This window comes from Mucilaginibacter sp., from assembly GCF_041660805.1.
Classification (GTDB): domain Bacteria; phylum Bacteroidota; class Bacteroidia; order Sphingobacteriales; family Sphingobacteriaceae; genus Mucilaginibacter.
On the sequence record NZ_JBAZVP010000002.1, the window covers coordinates 475,737 to 494,009 of the forward strand.

The 18,273-nt window shown below is 41.4% G+C and carries 20 protein-coding genes; 15 read left to right on the plus strand and 5 right to left on the minus strand.

Annotation, left to right across the window (positions count from 1 at the left end; translation table 11 throughout):
- Nucleotides 1-62: 62 nt before the first annotated feature.
- Complete coding sequence (locus WC743_RS05225; RefSeq protein WP_373010776.1) at nt 63-1,304, plus strand: PP2C family protein-serine/threonine phosphatase; 1,242 nt, start codon at nt 63-65, stop codon at nt 1,302-1,304.
- Between the two features lie 281 nt (nt 1,305-1,585).
- Here WC743_RS05225 and WC743_RS05230 read toward each other — a convergent pair whose 3' ends face one another.
- The 3 genes from WC743_RS05230 to WC743_RS05240 all read right to left on the minus strand — a co-directional run bounded on the left by WC743_RS05230 (nt 1,586) and on the right by WC743_RS05240 (nt 5,510).
- Entirely contained in the window at nt 1,586-2,584 is a 999-nt protein-coding gene (locus WC743_RS05230; protein WP_373010777.1) for a Hint domain-containing protein, read from the minus strand.
- Between the two features lie 151 nt (nt 2,585-2,735).
- Nucleotides 2,736-3,902: a histidinol-phosphate transaminase gene (locus tag WC743_RS05235; protein ID WP_373010778.1), complete on the minus strand. Its 1,167-nt coding sequence runs from the start codon at nt 3,900-3,902 to the stop codon at nt 2,736-2,738.
- 21 nt (nt 3,903-3,923) lie between these two features.
- A complete protein-coding gene (locus WC743_RS05240) occupies nt 3,924-5,510 on the minus strand; it encodes a flavin monoamine oxidase family protein (RefSeq protein ID WP_373010779.1) in 1,587 nt (528 codons plus the stop codon).
- A 224-nt stretch (nt 5,511-5,734) separates the two neighbouring features.
- Here WC743_RS05240 and WC743_RS05245 point away from each other — a divergent pair, with 224 nt between their 5' ends.
- The 11 genes from WC743_RS05245 (at nt 5,735) to WC743_RS05295 (ending at nt 13,128) form a co-directional block, all read left to right on the plus strand.
- On the plus strand, nt 5,735-6,157 hold the full coding sequence (locus tag WC743_RS05245; RefSeq protein WP_373010780.1) for a cobalamin B12-binding domain-containing protein: 423 nt from the start codon (nt 5,735-5,737) through the stop codon (nt 6,155-6,157).
- Nucleotides 6,158-6,168: 11 nt separating this feature from the next.
- Nucleotides 6,169-6,951 (plus strand): enoyl-CoA hydratase/isomerase family protein, encoded by a 783-nt coding sequence (locus WC743_RS05250; RefSeq protein WP_373010781.1) that lies wholly within the window; start codon nt 6,169-6,171, stop codon nt 6,949-6,951.
- A 296-nt stretch (nt 6,952-7,247) separates the two neighbouring features.
- Entirely contained in the window at nt 7,248-7,829 is a 582-nt protein-coding gene (locus tag WC743_RS05255) for an outer membrane beta-barrel protein (protein WP_373010782.1), read from the plus strand.
- A 174-nt stretch (nt 7,830-8,003) separates the two neighbouring features.
- Entirely contained in the window at nt 8,004-9,413 is a 1,410-nt protein-coding gene (locus tag WC743_RS05260; RefSeq protein ID WP_373010783.1) for a sigma-54-dependent transcriptional regulator, read from the plus strand.
- Between the two features lies 1 nt (nt 9,414).
- Nucleotides 9,415-9,618 carry a histidine kinase dimerization/phospho-acceptor domain-containing protein gene (locus WC743_RS05265; RefSeq protein WP_373010784.1) on the plus strand — a complete coding sequence of 68 codons (204 nt, stop codon included), beginning with the start codon at nt 9,415-9,417 and terminating at the stop codon, nt 9,616-9,618.
- Nucleotides 9,619-9,700: 82 nt separating this feature from the next.
- Nucleotides 9,701-10,741 (plus strand): AI-2E family transporter, encoded by a 1,041-nt coding sequence (locus tag WC743_RS05270; RefSeq protein ID WP_373010786.1) that lies wholly within the window; start codon nt 9,701-9,703, stop codon nt 10,739-10,741.
- Between the two features lie 105 nt (nt 10,742-10,846).
- The gene (locus WC743_RS05275) at nt 10,847-11,113 is read left to right on the plus strand and encodes a YtxH domain-containing protein (RefSeq protein ID WP_373010787.1); all 267 of its coding nucleotides are present in this window, start codon (nt 10,847-10,849) and stop codon (nt 11,111-11,113) included.
- A 52-nt stretch (nt 11,114-11,165) separates the two neighbouring features.
- Nucleotides 11,166-11,504, plus strand: coding sequence for a phage holin family protein (locus WC743_RS05280; RefSeq protein WP_373010789.1), 339 nt, complete (start codon nt 11,166-11,168; stop codon nt 11,502-11,504).
- Nucleotides 11,505-11,508: 4 nt separating this feature from the next.
- Nucleotides 11,509-11,991, plus strand: coding sequence for a hypothetical protein (locus WC743_RS05285; protein ID WP_373010791.1), 483 nt, complete (start codon nt 11,509-11,511; stop codon nt 11,989-11,991).
- A gap of 154 nt (nt 11,992-12,145) precedes the next feature.
- A complete protein-coding gene (gene trmB, locus WC743_RS05290; protein ID WP_373010792.1) occupies nt 12,146-12,793 on the plus strand; it encodes a tRNA (guanosine(46)-N7)-methyltransferase TrmB in 648 nt (215 codons plus the stop codon).
- Between the two features lie 5 nt (nt 12,794-12,798).
- Nucleotides 12,799-13,128 carry an MGMT family protein gene (locus WC743_RS05295; RefSeq protein ID WP_373010793.1) on the plus strand — a complete coding sequence of 110 codons (330 nt, stop codon included), beginning with the start codon at nt 12,799-12,801 and terminating at the stop codon, nt 13,126-13,128.
- A 17-nt stretch (nt 13,129-13,145) separates the two neighbouring features.
- On the opposite strand, the gene WC743_RS05300 is transcribed toward WC743_RS05295, so the two are convergent.
- Nucleotides 13,146-13,508 (minus strand): VOC family protein, encoded by a 363-nt coding sequence (locus WC743_RS05300; RefSeq protein WP_373010794.1) that lies wholly within the window; start codon nt 13,506-13,508, stop codon nt 13,146-13,148.
- A gap of 2 nt (nt 13,509-13,510) precedes the next feature.
- Nucleotides 13,511-13,888: a VOC family protein gene (locus WC743_RS05305; RefSeq protein WP_373010795.1), complete on the minus strand. Its 378-nt coding sequence runs from the start codon at nt 13,886-13,888 to the stop codon at nt 13,511-13,513.
- A gap of 133 nt (nt 13,889-14,021) precedes the next feature.
- On the opposite strand from WC743_RS05305, the gene WC743_RS05310 reads away from it, so the two are divergent.
- The 3 genes from WC743_RS05310 (at nt 14,022) to polA (ending at nt 18,014) form a co-directional block, all read left to right on the plus strand.
- Entirely contained in the window at nt 14,022-14,378 is a 357-nt protein-coding gene (locus WC743_RS05310) for a carboxymuconolactone decarboxylase family protein (protein ID WP_373010796.1), read from the plus strand.
- Between the two features lie 37 nt (nt 14,379-14,415).
- Complete coding sequence (locus tag WC743_RS05315; RefSeq protein ID WP_373010797.1) at nt 14,416-15,000, plus strand: DNA-3-methyladenine glycosylase I; 585 nt, start codon at nt 14,416-14,418, stop codon at nt 14,998-15,000.
- A 203-nt stretch (nt 15,001-15,203) separates the two neighbouring features.
- Complete coding sequence (gene polA / locus WC743_RS05320) at nt 15,204-18,014, plus strand: DNA polymerase I (protein ID WP_373010799.1); 2,811 nt, start codon at nt 15,204-15,206, stop codon at nt 18,012-18,014.
- The last annotated feature ends 259 nt before the right edge of the window (nt 18,015-18,273 follow it).

Genomic DNA, 18,273 nt, shown 5'->3' on the forward strand with positions numbered 1-18,273 from the left:
AAAGCAAGTCATCCGTCATTTTTAAATAGAATTATTCGCTATTTTAGGCTACCTAAAAGACGATGCTGAATAATATTAATAATAATTCTGGCGAAGACGAATTAATACGACTGCTGCTTAAAAGGCAATCGGAATTAAACTCATTATTAGAGCTAACGCGCGCTATAAATAAAAATGCCTCTACTCCTGTGCTTATACAGATGCTTGAGGTGATCATGCGCAACTATTTACAGGTTGGCAAATTCCGTTTCCTGATAGAAAAAGACAAAGTTTACAGCTGTATATCTAAATATGGTGGCGAAATAGAAACGCCTACCATGCTAAATAATACATGGAAATATTTATGCAAGATAAAATCGCAGGAATCTTTATCAGGCCATACTGATGCTGTATTAAGCGGTTATGATTACTTCATTCCCATTTACCATAAAAATAAAGCGCTTGCTTTCGCCCTCATTGGCAATTTCAATACATCAGGCGAGATGCTGAATAATGACCTTACATTTATTCAAACTTTGATAAACGTAATTGTGGTAGCGCTTGAAAATAAAAAGCTTTTTAGCCAACGTTTAGAAGCCGAGCGTTTTAAGCGCGAAATGGAACTGGCTGTTGAAGTGCAGAATATGCTTGTTCCGTTAAGGATCCATAAAGAGCCCGGGGTTGAAGTAGGATCAAAATATTTACCCCATCAAAACATTGGCGGCGATTATTTTGATTTCTTCCGGCTTAATGAGAATGAGTTTATGTGGTGTATTGCCGATGTATCGGGCAAAGGGATCTCGGCCGCATTGCTAATGGCCAATTTCCAGGCAAGCTTACAAGGGCTTGCGGCTATTGAGAATGACCTCACCTCTATTGTTGAGCGCCTAAACCGGATTGTAATTAACAATACCAAGGGCGAAAAATTTATCACCCTGTTTTTGGCTAAGTATAATGAGAAGAACCGCAAGCTGAACTATATAAATGCCGGACATAATCCTACCATACTGTACTCGCGTGGGGAGGCCGTTCCTTTAAGATTAGGGACAACCATGATTGGCGCCTTTGATGAGCTTCCCTTTTTAAACGAGGGCGAAATAGATATTGAGCCCCAAAGCCTGTTCTTTAATTATACCGACGGCCTCATGGATCATGAGCTGCAGAATTACGATAACTGGGGCGAAGAAAAGCTGCTTGAATTTGTAATTGCTAACGGAGAACGCAATCCCGATGATTTTAACGAGGCGATGATGGATCACATAAACATGGTTATAAAGGGCAAGCCTATTGATGATATTACCTTGCTGACACTAAGGATCTCGTAAATTATTCAACCTTCCTTACTGTTGACCCTCCCATCGCAGTCGCCCGGCTCCAGGCCACAGGTGTTCGGAAGATTTGCATTTATGCCAAAACTCCTTCCTTGGGGAAGGGTGCGGCTGCCTGTGAAATGGCGGGTAGGGGTTATTTGCGCCAATACCTATCTCATAAACCCCTCCCTGCACCCTCCCGTTGGGAGGGAATCGCACATATCCACCGCTTTTTCATCTTCCGAATACCTGTTGGCTCCAGGCGAACGACTGCAGTAGTTGGAGTGGCCGGCCTTTTATTTTTGCATCACCATTACACCATTCATTACAAAAGTGCTGCCTTTTTCGGCAACAATATTATATACGCTTTGTACACCGCCGCCATGCTCATTTTTCTGTAAAACGGTATAAGTTTCGTATTTGCCGCTTTTGTCATTAAGGCATAGCACCTGTTCGCCAATAGCAACTTCACCCATTTTACGGTTGCCTTGTTTGGTAAGCATAGGGTGGTTAGGCGTTGCCTGTAAAACTTTAGCATGCAGGGTTACATTTACACCATTAGCCACGTTGCTTTCTTTTGCTGATACCAATACCAGTTGTGTAATAGCATAGTTTTTGGCAGCGTGCACCGTAAGTTCTTTTACCTTAGTAGCTGTTGATTTATGGGTAAGGGGGTCAATGGTAATTACTTCATCGCCGCTCTTTACATCTTTCAAAAGTTTTTTGGTGCCGTTGCTCATTGCAACCAGTTCATCGCCGGGGAAACAAATATCGTTACCATAAGTAGCCGATTCTTCTTTCATATCCTTACCATTGTTCAGTACTTTATATTGCTGAAAGCTCAGCTCTTTTGAGAGTATGTAAGATAGCTTCAGGATAAAGTTCTTCTCCTCTTTATTAATGTTATCAATATCCTGGAAATACTTTTCCCATACTTTGCCGTCGGCTGTAAAGTCAGGCACCAGGGCCTGGTATTTTTTACCGGTTTCGCTGGTGTAAAAAACCATTAACCCAAGTTCCTGCATCCCCTCTTTGGCCACCAGTTTATAAAGGTCAATACGTTTCTTAAGGTTATCGCTGCCGGTAATAAAGTAGGGTTTGCGGCTTTCATAACGATCAAGCACGTAAGCGTTATCAAACTTTACGTAGGTGTCTTTGTCAAGGTCGGCAATTACGTAGGTTTTTGCCTTGTTATATTCATCTAAAGTAAGCGGCCTTGGGTTTACCGTTTTTGGCTGGGCAAAACCGGTAGCGGTAATAAAACCGATAAAAAAAGTAAGTATTAAATTGCGCATTGGTAATGTTATTTTCTTAAAGTCATGCCGAAATAAATTCGGGATGACGGGTTGATTTTATTTACTTAAGAATGTCAGGCTGAGCTTGTCGAAGCATGTGGGCAAAGGCCAATCACACGCCCTTCGACAAGCCCAGGGTGACCCATATTTTTTATGATAATTCTTTAAAAGCGGCTGCAAAAGCTTCCATTTCGTCCATACGGCCTATGCTTACGCGGCACCAGTCTTGTTCGTTAAATTTCCAGTGGCGTATGCCTACACCGCGCTTCATCATTTCGCTGCTAAATTTAGGTCCTTCCATTTTAAGCGGGAACATCACAAAGTTAGCTGATGAGGGGATGTAAGTATACCCTTCTTTCTTTAACACCGAATAAAGATATTCTTTTGAAGCCAGTGTTTTTTTCAGTGCATCCTTTAAAAAGGCGGTCTCTTGATAAGCTGCAATTGCCGCGGCAACAGTAGTAGCTGATAAGCCCATGCCGCCTGGTGTATATTTTGACAGCGCCCTAACCGTCTCAGGTTGCCCAACAATATACCCGCAACGTAATCCGGCAAAGCCATACAACTTTGAGAAAGTACGCGCTATAATTACATTCTGGCCGGCTGTAACTGCGCCCATCATGCTGGCAGCCTTTGGGTCGGGCAGGTAATCAATATAAGCTTCATCTACAAAAACTACAGCCTTTTTAGATACGCGTTCACAAAAAGCTTTTAATTTTTGGGTATCTACGATAGTAGCAGTGGGGTTGTTAGGGTTGCAGACATAAACCAGCCCGGTGTTTTCATCAACCTTTGCCTCCATAGCGTCCAAATCAAGTTTAAAATCGGCAGTTAGTGGTACTTTTACCCATTTCCCTTCAAAACGTGTGGCTTGGGTAGGGAGGTCGTCATAAGACGGATCAGCAGTGATAATATTTTTGCCACCCTTGCTGTAATGCATGGCGGCGGCCAGCAACAATGGCGAAGAGCCCGTAGCCAGCAGGATACTTGCTTTTTTAACGCCCTCGTAAGCTGCAATATTGTCAGATAATTGTGATATCGATGCAAATGCATACTGGTAACTTGTATCCAGCGAATCAACTATCGCCTTTTTAGCGGCAGGCGATGGGCCAAAAGGATTTTCATTAGCCAGCAGGCGCGCCTTCATTACAGGGGCTGCATCCATAATGGCTGTTTCGTCAGTTATACGGTTAAAGCCAATATTACGTACCACTGGCATAGCAGCCAGCTTACTCACGGTTGATGAAAGGAAAGCCAGTCCCCCGGCCATTAAAGCACTGGATCTGATCCAGTTCCTACGGTTAATTGAGTGTGCCATTATAGTTTAGTTTTTTAGTTTTTATCCCTTTGTTGCCGGGTAACTTACACGTTGTTCTGTAACACGCCCATGTATTGCCGTTACCACGCTCCTTGCCGATTCAAATGCCCCTGCCATCCAGGCGTTTAAATAGGTTAAATGTTCGCCTGCAAAATACACCTGCTTATCTGGTTTTAACAATGCAGGGTACTGGTTCTTGCGGGTTTCATTGTTATAAACCGCCCAACCGCCCATGTTGTATTTAGTTTTGTGCCAGCTAACCGAAAATGAGCGTTCAAACTCAGCATCATATTGCGGATGAATGAGCCGGCCTTTTTGCAGGGCCAGCTTCTCACGGTCGGGATAGCTTAATTCGCCGGTGCGCTGTGCTTTTTCGTTAAAATTATAATATCCTATTAAGATACCCTTTTTACTCAAATAATCATAGGACGGATAAAAAATTTGAGTTAACTCATTATTAGTGTGGGTGATGCCGCCATATATATGATCATCCTCTTCCCAAAACCGTCGTTTAAACTGCAGCCCTATCTTACCGGTTTGGTTATAGCTTATATAATCAATAGCCCGGCTAACATCGCCGGAGAAATTATTGTTGACATTGCTTAGCACAGGTAAAGGTAAAGTGCAAATACACATATCGCCCTGCAAAATGTGCGTTCCTGTAGCGTCCTTGTAGGTTACCTTTACGCCTTCGGCCAGGTTAGTAATATTGATAACTTCGGCACCTAATTTAAGAGATGGGGCAACTTTCTTTTGCATAGCCTTAGCTATCTGGTCCATTCCTCCAACGGCCTGGAACATGGTCATCTGCAGTTCGTAAGTATACTCGGCAACATTATAAAAATCAGGGTCCATCAGGCCCGATTGGATCATATCTGCCAATTTGTGGGCCTCGGCTACTTTGCCTGATTTGTCGCCCGCACCCGGTGACTCTGAATATCCCCGCCGTGCCGATGCTTTATATAGTTTATCGATATCTAAACCACCCTCTGCCGCCAGGTACTCCATAACCTTTTGAGCATCCTCTTTAGTTAAAGTGGTACCCAAACTGCCGTGGTCAATGCTTTTGGTAAGCAGCTCGGCCATGTAGCCGCGTACATCATTATGCACTTCGCGGGCACGCACCTTTTTATTAGAGAGCGGCCCCTTGCCTTCGGCAAAATAATAGGCGCCTTCATTAACATTGTTATAAACCTGAATAGGTACCCCCAGCTCTTTGCAGTAATGCAGGGTAAGCTCGTGGTGATGCGGTATGCGTGACGGGCCGGCATTAAAATAAAGGCCATCATCAAAGCGGGCGGTAACAGCGGGTTTATCAACCTCGGTATGGGTGCTGCCATTTCTAATGCTCCAGCAACGGCCGCCGGCCCTTTCACGGGCCTCTAAAATGGTACAGCGATAACCCAGCTTGTTTAGCTCGTAAGCGCTGGTCATACCGGCGAGGCCGCCGCCTAAAATAATAATATGTTTGCCATTGCCGCTGCCTGTTAAATTAAAGGCATGTGCCGGCGAAGGTTTTAACATGCCCAATGCCATCATAGCCGGATATGTCCCGCCTGCCAGCATGGCCCCTTTGCTTAAAAAACTTCGCCTGGTAATATTTTTCAATGCAGAATATAATTATGGATTAATCTTATTAGCTAAATTATAAATATTATGGTTTAAAATTTAACAGTTTAGTAACAATTTAATGATTAAATTATTAATTTGAGTAGTTGCACCCGGTTTTACCATTAGTGTTCATTTAATAGATGCAGCAATGCCACGTTAGCCAATGAATTTTATAGATATTTGTAATACTTTGCATTAATTTACAGTGCCTGGTAAAATTTATGAGCGATAACCAATTTAACCGCCCTATTCGTGTTTTAGTGGCCAAAGTAGGCCTTGACGGGCATGACAGGGGTGCACGTATTATTGCTACCACCCTGCGTGACGCAGGCATGGAGGTGATATATACCGGCCTGCGCCAAACGCCCGAGATGGTGGTGAATACGGCCCTGCAGGAAGATGTGGACGCCATAGGTATCAGTATATTATCTGGCGCGCATATGACGGTTTTTCCAAAGGTGATGAACCTCATAAAGGAGAAAAAAATGGATGATGTACTGCTTACAGGCGGCGGCATTATCCCTGCTGATGATATGGCCGAACTAAAAAAGATAGGAGTAGGTGAATTATTCCCCCCCGGCACCAGCACGCAGGACATTGTTAAATACATTACCGACTGGGTTCACCAAAACCGTAATTTTTAAATACTATCCCCATGAATTACCAAAACATACTTATTGATAATAAGGGCCGCGTACAGTATATTATAATTAACCGCGAAAGTAAGCTGAACGCTTTAAACAAAGCCACCCTTGCCGAGTTGCATTTAGCCCTTACAGATGCATTTAATAATACGGCTGTTGGGGGTATAATTATTACTGGTGCAGGCGCTAAAGCTTTTGTTGCCGGCGCGGATATTTCTGAATTTGTGGGTTTAGATACCAACGGCGGGGAGCAATTATCGCGCGAAGGGCATACAAAAGTTTTTGATATGATCGCTAACGGCAGCAAACCCGTTATAGCCGCGGTAAATGGTTTTGCTTTAGGCGGAGGATTGGAACTGGCCATGGCCTGCCATATCCGTATAGCATCAGACAATGCTAAAATGGGCTTGCCTGAAGTTACTTTAGGCCTGATACCCGGTTATGGTGGTACACAACGTTTAACACAACTTATAGGTAAGGGCAAGGCGCTTGAAATGATCATGACGGCAGATATGATAACTGCATCTCAGGCATTAGTATTGGGGCTGGTTAACCATGTAGTAAGCCCCGAAGAACTTTTACCTAAAGCCGAAGAGCTGTTGAATAAGATATTAACACGTGCCCCATTGGCATTGGCGGCTGCTATCCGTGCAGTAAATGACGCGGGTGCGGATGGTGTTAACGGCTTTGAAACTGAGATAAAAGAGTTTGGTAATTGCTTTGCAACAGAAGATTTTAAAGAAGGGGTAGCCGCGTTTTTAGAAAAAAGAAAAGCGGAATTTAAAGGCGAATAATTATTGCATTTTTCGTCTTGTTTTACGCTGGCAGTAAAAATCTGCTTTTTGAAGCCGGTAAGACTAAATTTAAGCTTTAAAACACTCCAATTTAAGCTTAAAAATTTTGCTTTATGCTGACATTTATACTCAAAATTACACTGCACTGACTAAAATACCCGCATAGTCAAAAAATAAATTACTATTAATCAATTGATTAAATATTCGTGACAATAGGATGAAAAATCGTATCTGATTTCGTGCTTTACTTTGCATTGTGTTTAACAAAAACACATCATCTAAATACTATATAAGTCATGAAAAGTACATTAAAAATCGCAGCGTTAGTCTTAGCATTTGCAGGCTTATCAGTTGCTGCAAAAGCACAAACAACAACTTCTACAAGTACTACAACATCAAACGGTGTGCGTTACAGCATCGGTGTTGATGCCGGTATCCCGACGGGTAGCCTTAATAACGCGTATAAATGGAACTTAGGCGGATCGGTACAGGCAGATATCCCTATTGCAAGCCAGTTATTTGTTACAGTAAATGCAGGTTATAACAACGTATTTGGCGAGAAAAATTTAGGCGGAACCAATGTTGATGTACCAAACATTCAGTTGTTACCGGTAAAGGCAGGTCTGAAATTCTTCCCCATATCAAACTTTTATGTTCAGGGTGAAGCCGGTGCAGCATTCCTTTTAAACAAATCTGATTTCTTTGATGATAAATCTACAGCTTTTGTTTACGCTCCGCAGGTTGGTGTTCAATTCCCTGTAAGCAGCAGCAGCTTTATTGATGCAGGTGTTCGTTATGAGGGAACCACAAAATACAGCAGCGCGTTCAATAACAGCAAAGTAAACTTTGTTGGTGTGCGTGTTGCATACGGTTTCTAATGCAGGGCCCTACATCTATACAAAATTGAGAACTAAGGGAAGACTAAACAGTCTTCTCTTTTTTGTGCTTAAAAATTTAAATTATCACCCCAATTAATAAAATTCGAAAATAATATATCAAATATTTGTACCTTAACCTGCTTAATAAACTACTCTACTATAACTGATTTCTGTATGAAAAAAATTCTCATCATTGATGATGAAGTTAACGTGGGTTTGTTGTTATCTAAATTCTTAACCCGTAACGGTTTTGAAGTAGATACCGCTACCAATGGCGGTAGTGGGATGGATTACCTTAAGGTAAATGATTATGACCTTGTGTTATGCGATTTTAGGCTTGAAGATACTGACGGCCGCGAGATGCTCAAGAACATTAAGGCACTTTATCCAAAAACAGGTGTAATTATTATTACCGGTTATTCTGATATTAAGATGGCCGTTGAGCTGATAAAAATGGGTGCTTATGATTATATCACCAAGCCCCTTTATCCTGATGAGATCTTAAATACTATTACCAAAGCTATTGAAACGCAATATGCGCTTCAGGAAATGGCCAATAATTATAGTACTCCTGATAAACCACAAAAGGAAAGTAAAAAGCAAGTCTTATCAGGTGAATTTGTGGTGGGTACCAGCAGGGCATCAAAAGAATTATTAAAGCAGATAGAACTGGTAGCGCCAACAAATTACAGCGTTATTATATTAGGGGAAAGTGGTACGGGTAAAGAATCTGTTGCCAAGAGTATCCATTTAAACAGCCTGCGTGCCAACCAGCCATTTATAGCAATGGATTGCGGATCGTTAACCAAAGAATTGGCAGCAAGTGAATTCTTCGGTCACGAAAAGGGATCATTTACCGGTGCATTATATACTAAAATAGGTCACTTTGAAATGGCCAACGGTGGCACCTTGTTTTTAGATGAGGTGGCTAACCTGTCATACGAGATACAGGCAGCCTTATTAAGAACCGTGCAAGAGCGTAAAGTAAAGCGCATAGGCAGCACAAAAGAGATTGACCTTGATGTACGTATTATTATTGCCACTAATGAGAGCCTGCAGGATGGCATCCTGAAAGGCCGGTTCAGGGAAGATCTTTATCATCGCTTTAACGAATTTAGCATCCACATGCCACCATTGCGTGAGCGTGGCAATGATATCATGATGCTGGCCGATCATTTTTTAAATGTAGCTAATCATGAGCTTGACCGTAAGGTAGGCTCGTTCTCGCCAGAAGTAATAGAATGCTTTATGAATTACCGCTGGCAGGGTAACATCCGTGAGCTTAAAAACGTGGTACGCCGTGCAACCCTTTTAACCGAAGGGAACGAGATCACCATGAAAACCCTTCCGCTGGAGATATCTAACTTTAAGGTATCAAGCTACGAATCGCCAAATGCGTCATCAACAGCAATTGAGGTTAAAGAACCAAGGCATGATCTGAAAAATGCTGCTTTAGGTGCCGAACACGAAACCATATTGAAAGTATTACGTGAAGTGAATTTTAACAAAACCAAAGCCGCCGAGATATTAAATATAGATCGTAAAACACTTTATAATAAAATGAAGGCCATTAATTTAAAGTAATATGGATGAGCGGCCTAAATTAATTAATGCCGAAGTTTTTAGTACTTTAAAGCATGATATTAAAAACCAGCTCAGCAACATTCAGCTGGCTTTGGAAGGTTTACGATATGAGATATCAGATACCGACGCCGACATTAAATTATACATGGATAGCCTTGTAGAATCTGCCAAAAAGATTGATGACTTGCTAAATAATATTGAATAGATTTACCAATGTATTAACACTAAAACTTTTTAGTGTTTTTTTGTTTATATAGCATTACAATAAGCTAAACTTTTCACGGGGGATGTCGATTTTTAATTATAAGCAGCACAATAATATTATATTGGTTAGCATTGTTGTGCTGGGCTGTTTTTTGCTATATGCCTTGAGTGAATTGTTTAGTTCCATCCTGGGGGCTATTGTATTGTTCACTATTTTCAGGCCATTCTTTTTATATATGGTAGAGCAGCGCCGCTTTAACCGCACGCTGGCTGCCCTCATAATCATATTTATTTCGCTTATTGTTATTGTTATCCCCTTCTTGTCATTAAGTATAATGGTGATTGGTAAAGTAGGGAGCATAAACCGCGACTCGCTGCCAATTGATAAATGGTCGGTTAAAATTGATGAATTTGCAGGTGCTAATTTAAACCAGCCACATTTAGCTGAGAATACACTACAAAAATTAGGGGCTTATGTTGCCGATCTGTTCCCATCCCTTCTTAGCAGTGCGGCAAGTATTATTATTACGTTGCTGGTAATGTATTTTTTACTGTACTTTATGTTTGTGCAAATGCGCGAATTTGAGATGGGCCTGCTAAAATATGCACCATTTAGAGAACAGCATGCCCTAAAATTTGCAGTTGAACTGCGCAATTCAACTTATTCCAATGTTTTGGGGCAGGGAATAATTGCCTTAACACAAGGGATATTACTAGCAAATGGTTTTTGGATATTTGGCATCCCCGATCCCATCTTCTGGGGGGTAATAGGTTCTTTCATATCCTTTTTACCGGTGGTTGGCGCGCCAACACTTTGCATACCGGCAAGTATTATTTTATTTGCTAACGGGCACTCTGTACAAGGGGTATTGCTGCTGGCCTACGGATTATTATTTATAGGTAATGTAGATAATGTATTACGCATGATCATTAATAAGCGCGTTGGCAATACCCATCCCATAATTTCCGTTATAGGTGTGTTTATTGGTCTGCCTCTTTTTGGGATACTTGGCTTAGTTTTTGGCCCCGTTTTATTATCATATTTCTTATTATTGTTAGAGATTTATGAAACCAACCGCATGGCTGCGGATAGGCTTGAACGGATACGTAGCCCGGAATTATAAGCTATATTTATAATTATTTTTTTATTAAACTATGCATAAAGTTAAATTTTGGCAAGATATTTAATAATTATAAAAACAAATATTCAACTTAAAAATTAATATAACATGAACGATAACACAAAAGTAATTGTTGCCCTGCTTGCAGGTATGGCAGCAGGCGCGGCATTAGGGATCTTATTTGCGCCCGACAGCGGAACTGAAACTCGTGATAAGCTTTCAGAATCATTAAAAAACCTGGGCGATTCTATTAAAGAAACCGCTGCAAAGGAAATTGATAACCTTGTAGGTATTAAAGATAAGGTTGTTGATAATATTAAAAGTAAAGTAAAGGGCGCCGAAGAAGAATATCAGGACGACCTGGAACACGCATAAATTTTATCATAACGGATTATTAAAGACCCGATATATTATTTTATTGCCTTATATGGAAACCAAAAAAGAACCGGTACGCCCAATTATTGACCAGGTGCAGGAATACGTGGAAACACGCTTAAAACTTGTAAAGCTGGAGGTTGTAGATCGCAGCTCTGCTGTAATTGCATCTGTTATAGTAGACCTGATAGTAATTATAAGTTTGGTGCTAACCTTTTTGTTTGCAAGCTTTACTTTGGCCCTATTCCTGGCTGATTGTTTTGGCTCTTATTGGAAAGGATTTGGTTCTGTAGCATTAATTTACCTGCTTATAGGTGTAATTTTAATGCTTGCAAAAAAGACAATAGAGAGGCCAATTAATAATATTTTGATCAGAAAGCTTTTTAACTAAAATTATGGAGACCACAATACGAAACGTGCATGATCTGAAGGTTGAAATAGCGAGGTTGAAAAATCTTGAAATGGATCAGTCTGTGGCATTAAAGCTACGGTTCAATAGTCCCTCAGCAATATTTTCAACAATGTTGTCAATATTCCCAAAATCACCAACAATTGATGGTGTTAAGAGCGCAGGCTTTTTTGACCAGGACTTTTTAGGTTTAATATCAAGAATAGCGTTACCATTAACGTTGAATAAAACACTATTCAAAAATTCTAACTTTTTGGTAAAGACACTGGTGGGCCTGGTTTCACAAAAAGCTTCGCATTACATTAGTGAAGATGCTGTAAGTGGTATATGGGGCAAAGCAAAAGCGATTTTCAATAAGTTCACCAAAAAGAAAGACGACGATAAAGAGGTTATACCTGCTTACAGTAAATACTATAAGGAAGGTGAAGCGCACAACAGAGAAGGCGAAGGCGGCGGATATGCCGGGTGATCTTAAAATCCATCTAATAAAATAAAAACTTTGATCCTGTTGTGAAACACGATCTTTTAAAGGGATAAGCTATTTAGTTTATCCCTTTTCTTTGCGCTATTAACTCTTGGCCTTTGTGGTTAAATTTTTATTATTTTCGCATTTTTATAATAAAGTGGGAAAAGACAAATTAAGGCGTTTTGCAGAGATCGATACTTTTAGCAACGTTTTTCAGATGGATGGCGGCAAGCCGCTAAAGGGTAAATGGACTGCAGATTTTTTTAAAAACCGTAACCCTGTGGTAGTTGAACTGGCTTGTGGTAAAGGTGAATACACCGTTAACCTTGCCCAAATGTTTCCTGAAAAAAACTTTATTGGGGTTGATTATAAGGGCAACCGTATTTGGCGCGGGGCAAAAACCGCTTTAGAGGACGGGGTGAACAATGTTGCTTTCCTGCGCATTCAAATAGAAAACCTTATTGAATATTTTAACGAGAATGAGGTAGACGAGATCTGGATCACCTTTCCTGATCCCCAGCCGCAATTGAGCCGTGAGAAGAAACGTTTAACTTCAGACAGGTTTTTGAATATGTACCGCCAGATACTAAGGCCGGGTGGCTATATTAACCTGAAGACTGATAATGATGGCTTTTATGCTTACACCGCAGAAAAAGTTACTGAACTTAATTTAAACCTCCATATAAAAACGGATAATCTTTATCATTCCGAATTTGCGGATGAAGTGTTATCCATCAAAACATATTACGAGAAAAAGTATTTATTGCATAATAAGAATATCAATTATATAAAATTTTCGTTTTAAGGGGTATGGATAAAAGCAACTTTTATGATGACGTTTACCAGGTAGTTAGGCTGATACCTAAAGGCCGTGTAACATCATATGGTGCTATTGCCGAATACCTGGGCACAAAAGGCTCATCGCGAATGGTAGGCTATGCCATGGGGGCCAGCGGAACTGCCCAGCCACCTGTACCGGCACACAGGGTAGTTAACCGCAACGGACTGCTAAGCGGTAAAATTCACTTTGGCGGCGATACAATGGAACAACTTTTGGAGAGTGAAGGCATCTCTGTGGAAGATAACCAGGTACAAAACTTTAAACAATTGTTTTGGGACCCGTCAGCCGAGTTGCTTTAAACACTCTGGATACTACATTAAAGAATTTGCAGTAACTCCATCCGGTTCCCAAACGGATCAATAAAAGCAAAGCGCTTGCGGCCTGGAATTACCGGTTCGTCAAGTATTTCAACCCCGTTATCCTGTAAATGTATTAAGGCTGCATCAACATCAGTAACTTCTAAAGCTGTGTGGCGGATAGACCGCGGTAACGGTTCCTCAACACCAACGTGTAATTGTACATTCCCAATATTAAACCAATAACCAGGCGAAGAAAAGATGTGATCGGGGCGTTCTATCAGCTCCAGGCCTATTACTTTACCGTAAAAATCCTTTGCTTCTTCCAGCCGGTTTGGCGGTACACAAACATGAAAATGATCTAAACGCTTAAATGTGATCATATTTATTCGTCTTCGGCAAATGTTAAAACGTAGTTGTTAATATCTAAAATAGCAAATTCAGTTGCGCCATAAAAAGTTGTTTCCAATCCTTTAAGCACGGTTACCTTATCTTTAATGTCCTCAAAAAACGCACGGATACCCTTTAGTTTAATGTATAATAAAAGCGATGCGCCATTGGTGCGGCTAATTTCAGGCAGTTCATCAGCCAGGCTTTCAAATGTTTGAAACATGATCGTAACGTTGCCCTTAACCATCATAGCCCAAACCAGATCAGGCCCTTCTTCGGGTACGCTCATGGCTAAATCAAAGCCTAATATATTGTAAAATGCTATTGTAGCGTTTATGTCTTTAACAAAAATATTGGGTGATAAACTTTCCATGGTGTGTTTAATTTTATGGTAATTTATTAATAATCGGTCCGATAAAAATAAGACATTTATACCTTTAAAATATGTTATAATTTGAATTAGAAAATCACTAATTCACCAACTCATTAATTCAATAACAAATCCTATGGGACAATTAATAAATGATTTTGAAGCCTATCGTACCAAAATGAACGATAGAATAATGGAAACGGCAAATACCAACATTAAACGGTTTTTCGCGCTGGATACCACCACATATGCCGATGGCGCATTGGATGTTAAAACCAAAGAAATGCTGGGCCTGGTTGCCTCAATGGTGCTGCGTTGCGATGATTGCATTAAATACCATTTAGGCAAATGCCACGAAGCAGGCGTGCAACATGCCGAAATGAACGAGGTGTTTATGATAGCCAATTTGGTGGGCGGCTCTATAGTTATCCCGCATTACCGCAGGGCGGTTGAATATTGGGATGAGTTGAATGAAGTTAGCAACGTACAATAAGCAGTTTTTAGATATATAATTATTAATACATTTAACCATGGCCAAAAAAACTGCTGAAAAACCTACGTTTATACCTGATGGTAAAAAGCGCTGCACCTGGTGCGGAACAGATCCGCTCTATATAAAATATCACGACGAAGAATGGGGCAAGGTTACACATGATGATAAAGTACTGTTTGAATTTTTAACCCTTGAATCGGCACAGGCCGGTTTAAGCTGGATAACCATTTTGCGCAGGCGCGATAATTATAAAAAAGCGTTCGCCAATTTCGATGTAGAGAAAGTAGCGGCCTTTACCGAAAAAGATCAGGAGCGCTTATTGCAGGATGAAGGGATTATCCGCAATAGATTAAAAATTGCATCGGCTATCAGCAACGCGAAACTATTTATTGAGGTACAAAAGGAATTTGGTTCGTTTAATAATTACCTGTACAGTTTTATGCCCAATAATGAGCCTATTACTACCTACCATGGCTCGCAGGTAAGTACGCCCGAATCTGATGCCATAAGTAAGGATATGAAAAAACGCGGCTTTAAATTCTTTGGCACTACAATTTGTTATGCCCACATGCAGGCCACAGGCATGGTTAATGACCATTCGGCGCAATGTGATTTTAGGTAGTTAAAGGAATAGTTGTAGCTTAATCCTCTTTACACCGCAGGTGAAGAGAGGGTCGCGCACGAAGTGCCGCGGGGTGAGTCAGTCGGCAGTAGATGATTGATTCGATTGGGCTGCACTGATCGTTCCAAATTATATTTTCGCTGCGGATAGACTAACATAAATTGTATTTTTGAATTCATTCACCAATCGGTGTAATTATAATTATGAAGAAGCTTTTTCTATTGGATGGTATGGCCCTGATATACCGGGCACATTTTGCTTTAAGTAAAAGTCCGCGTTTTACCTCGGCGGGTTTAAATACTTCGGCGGTTATGGGTTTTACCAATACCCTGCTGGAGGTTTTACGTAAAGAGAAACCTACCCACATGGCTGTGGTTTTTGATACCGATGCCCCAACCGAGCGCCATACCGAATATGAAAAATATAAGGCGCACCGCGAAACCATGCCCGAGGATCTTTCAAAAGCTTTACCGTATATTTTTAAAGTAGTACTGGGCTTTAATATCCCGCTCATCACATCAGACGGTTATGAAGCCGATGACATTATAGGCACGCTTGCCAAAAAAGCAGAAGCGAAAGGTTACCAGGTTTACTGCATGACGCCCGATAAGGATTTCGCGCAGCTGGTATCAGAAAATATCCGCATCTACAAACCTGCCCGCATGGGTAACGAGATGGAGATATTGGGCGTGCCCGAAGTACTTGCCAAATGGGAAATTGAACGCCCCGAGCAGGTAATTGATATTTTGGGCCTTTGGGGCGATGCTGTTGATGGCATCCCCGGCATACCCGGCGTGGGCGAAAAAACCGCTAAATTATTGATCAAACAATACGGATCGGTAGAAGAGATAATTGCGCATAGTCACGAATTAAAAGGCAAACTGCGCGAAAACGTAGAGCAATTTGCCGAGCAGGGCTTAATGTCTAAAAGACTGGCCACCATTAATCTGGATTCTCCGGTTGAGCTGGACGAGGCCGGATTGGAAATGTGCGCGCCAAGTAAAGACCTGTTGGAGCCGCTTTTTGCCGAACTGGAATTCCGTACGCTGGGCCGCCGTGTATTTGGCGATGACTTCAGCATTACCGAAACCCGCGCTGTATCGATACAAACAGATCTGTTTGGTAACCCGGTTGCCGATGGCCGTACAACCCTCGAAGTTGATGTACAAGACATTTACGAGCCGCCAACCCCTGCCGATATAAAGAACATCAACACAATAGAACACGAATATATACTGGCTGATACTTTTGAAAAACGTGCCGAGCTTATTAACATACTAAAACAACAAAAAAGCTTTTGCTTTGATACCGAAACTACCGGTACTGATGCTAACTATTGCGAATTGGTGGGCTTGTCGTTCGCTGTTAAGCACTTCCAGGCATGGTATGTACCGGTGCCTATAGATGAGCAGGAGATAATTAAAATAGTAGCGGAATTTAAACCCGTATTTGAAGATGCTGCTATTGGCAAAATAGGTCAGAATTTAAAGTTTGATATCCTAATGCTGAAATGGTATGATGTAGAAATGAAGGGGGACCTTTTTGATACCATGATGGCGCATTATATAATAGACCCGGATACCCGCCATAATATGGATATCCTGTCAGAAAACTACCTGGGCTATAAACCGGTTTCCATAACAGAACTTATTGGCCCTAAGGGTAAAAATCAGGGCAACATGCGCGATGTGGAGATAGAAAAAATAAAAGATTATGCTGCCGAGGATGCCGATGTTACGCTGCAGCTGAAAACTGTATTTGAACCCAAGATAAAGGAGGTTCAGGCCGAAAAATTATTGCATGAAATAGAAAACCCGCTGATATATGTACTGGCCGATATTGAGCACGAAGGTGTAAAGATAGACCACGAAACATTAAAAGAATTCTCGAAATTATTGGAGACCGATATAGCTGTACTGGAGAAAACGGTGTTTGAAAAAGCAGGCGTTAGGTTCAACATAGCATCACCAAAACAACTGGGCGAGGTATTGTTTGAGAAATTACTGCTTGACCCTAAAGCCAAAAAAACCAAAACCGGCCAATACCAAACCGGCGAAGATGTACTGTTGTCGCTTGCTGCCAAAAGTGATATTGTGAGAGATATACTGGATTTTAGGCAGCTGCAAAAGCTAAAATCCACCTATGTTGATGCATTGCCAACCATGGTGAACCCCAAAACCGGGCGTGTGCATACCAGCTATAACCAGGCGGTAGCTGCAACAGGCAGATTAAGCTCTAACAACCCTAACCTGCAAAATATACCCATCCGTACCGAACGCGGCCGTGAGGTAAGGAAAGCATTTATACCAAGGGATGCAGATCACAGCATAGTATCTGCAGATTATTCGCAGATAGAACTGCGCATCATAGCGGAGATAAGTAAAGATGTGAACATGCGGCAGGCATTTACAGATAATATAGATATCCATACTGCTACTGCCGCCAAAGTGTACGGTATAGGTTTAGATGAGGTGGATAGTACCCAGCGCCGTAACGCCAAGGCGGTTAACTTTGGCATTATCTATGGGCAATCGGCATTTGGGTTATCACAAAATTTGGGTATCCCGCGTAAAGAAGCTGCCGAGATCATTGAGAACTATTTTGCCCAATACCCCGGCATTAAACAATACATGGCCGATACCATGAACTTTGCCCGCGAGAATGGTTACGTATGTACGCTAATGGGCAGGCGCAGGTATCTGCGCGATATTAACTCGGCCAACCAAACCGTACGCGGCTTTGCAGAACGAAATGCTATTAACGCGCCAATACAAGGCTCTGCCGCGGATATGATCAAGATAGCCATGATCAATATTCACCGGGAATTTAAAGCCCTTAAACTGGATGCCCGCATGACCATGCAAGTGCATGATGAGTTGGTTTTTGATGTGCCTAACCATGAGATAGAAATTGTAAAACCCATTATTCTTGATAATATGAAGAACGCCATAAAAACCGAAGTGCCAATTATGGTAGAGATAGGCACAGGTTTAAACTGGCTGGAAGCGCATTAATTTATTCCTCTACTGTCATGCTGAACGTAGTGAAGCATCTGTTCGCTAATGCCGAACGATAGATCTTTTACTAAGTTTCAGGGTGGAAAGAGTTGCGTTAGATTGCAACAGATGCCAGCCATTGGCTAATACCGAATATTATTAAGAAGCGTTTTATAAATAGCGCCGTTAGGTGCTAAAGCTTTGTAGCAAACATAATTAAACATTTTAGCGTGCCATCGGTACGCAACAAGGGCGTAGTTCCGTACCGATGGCACGG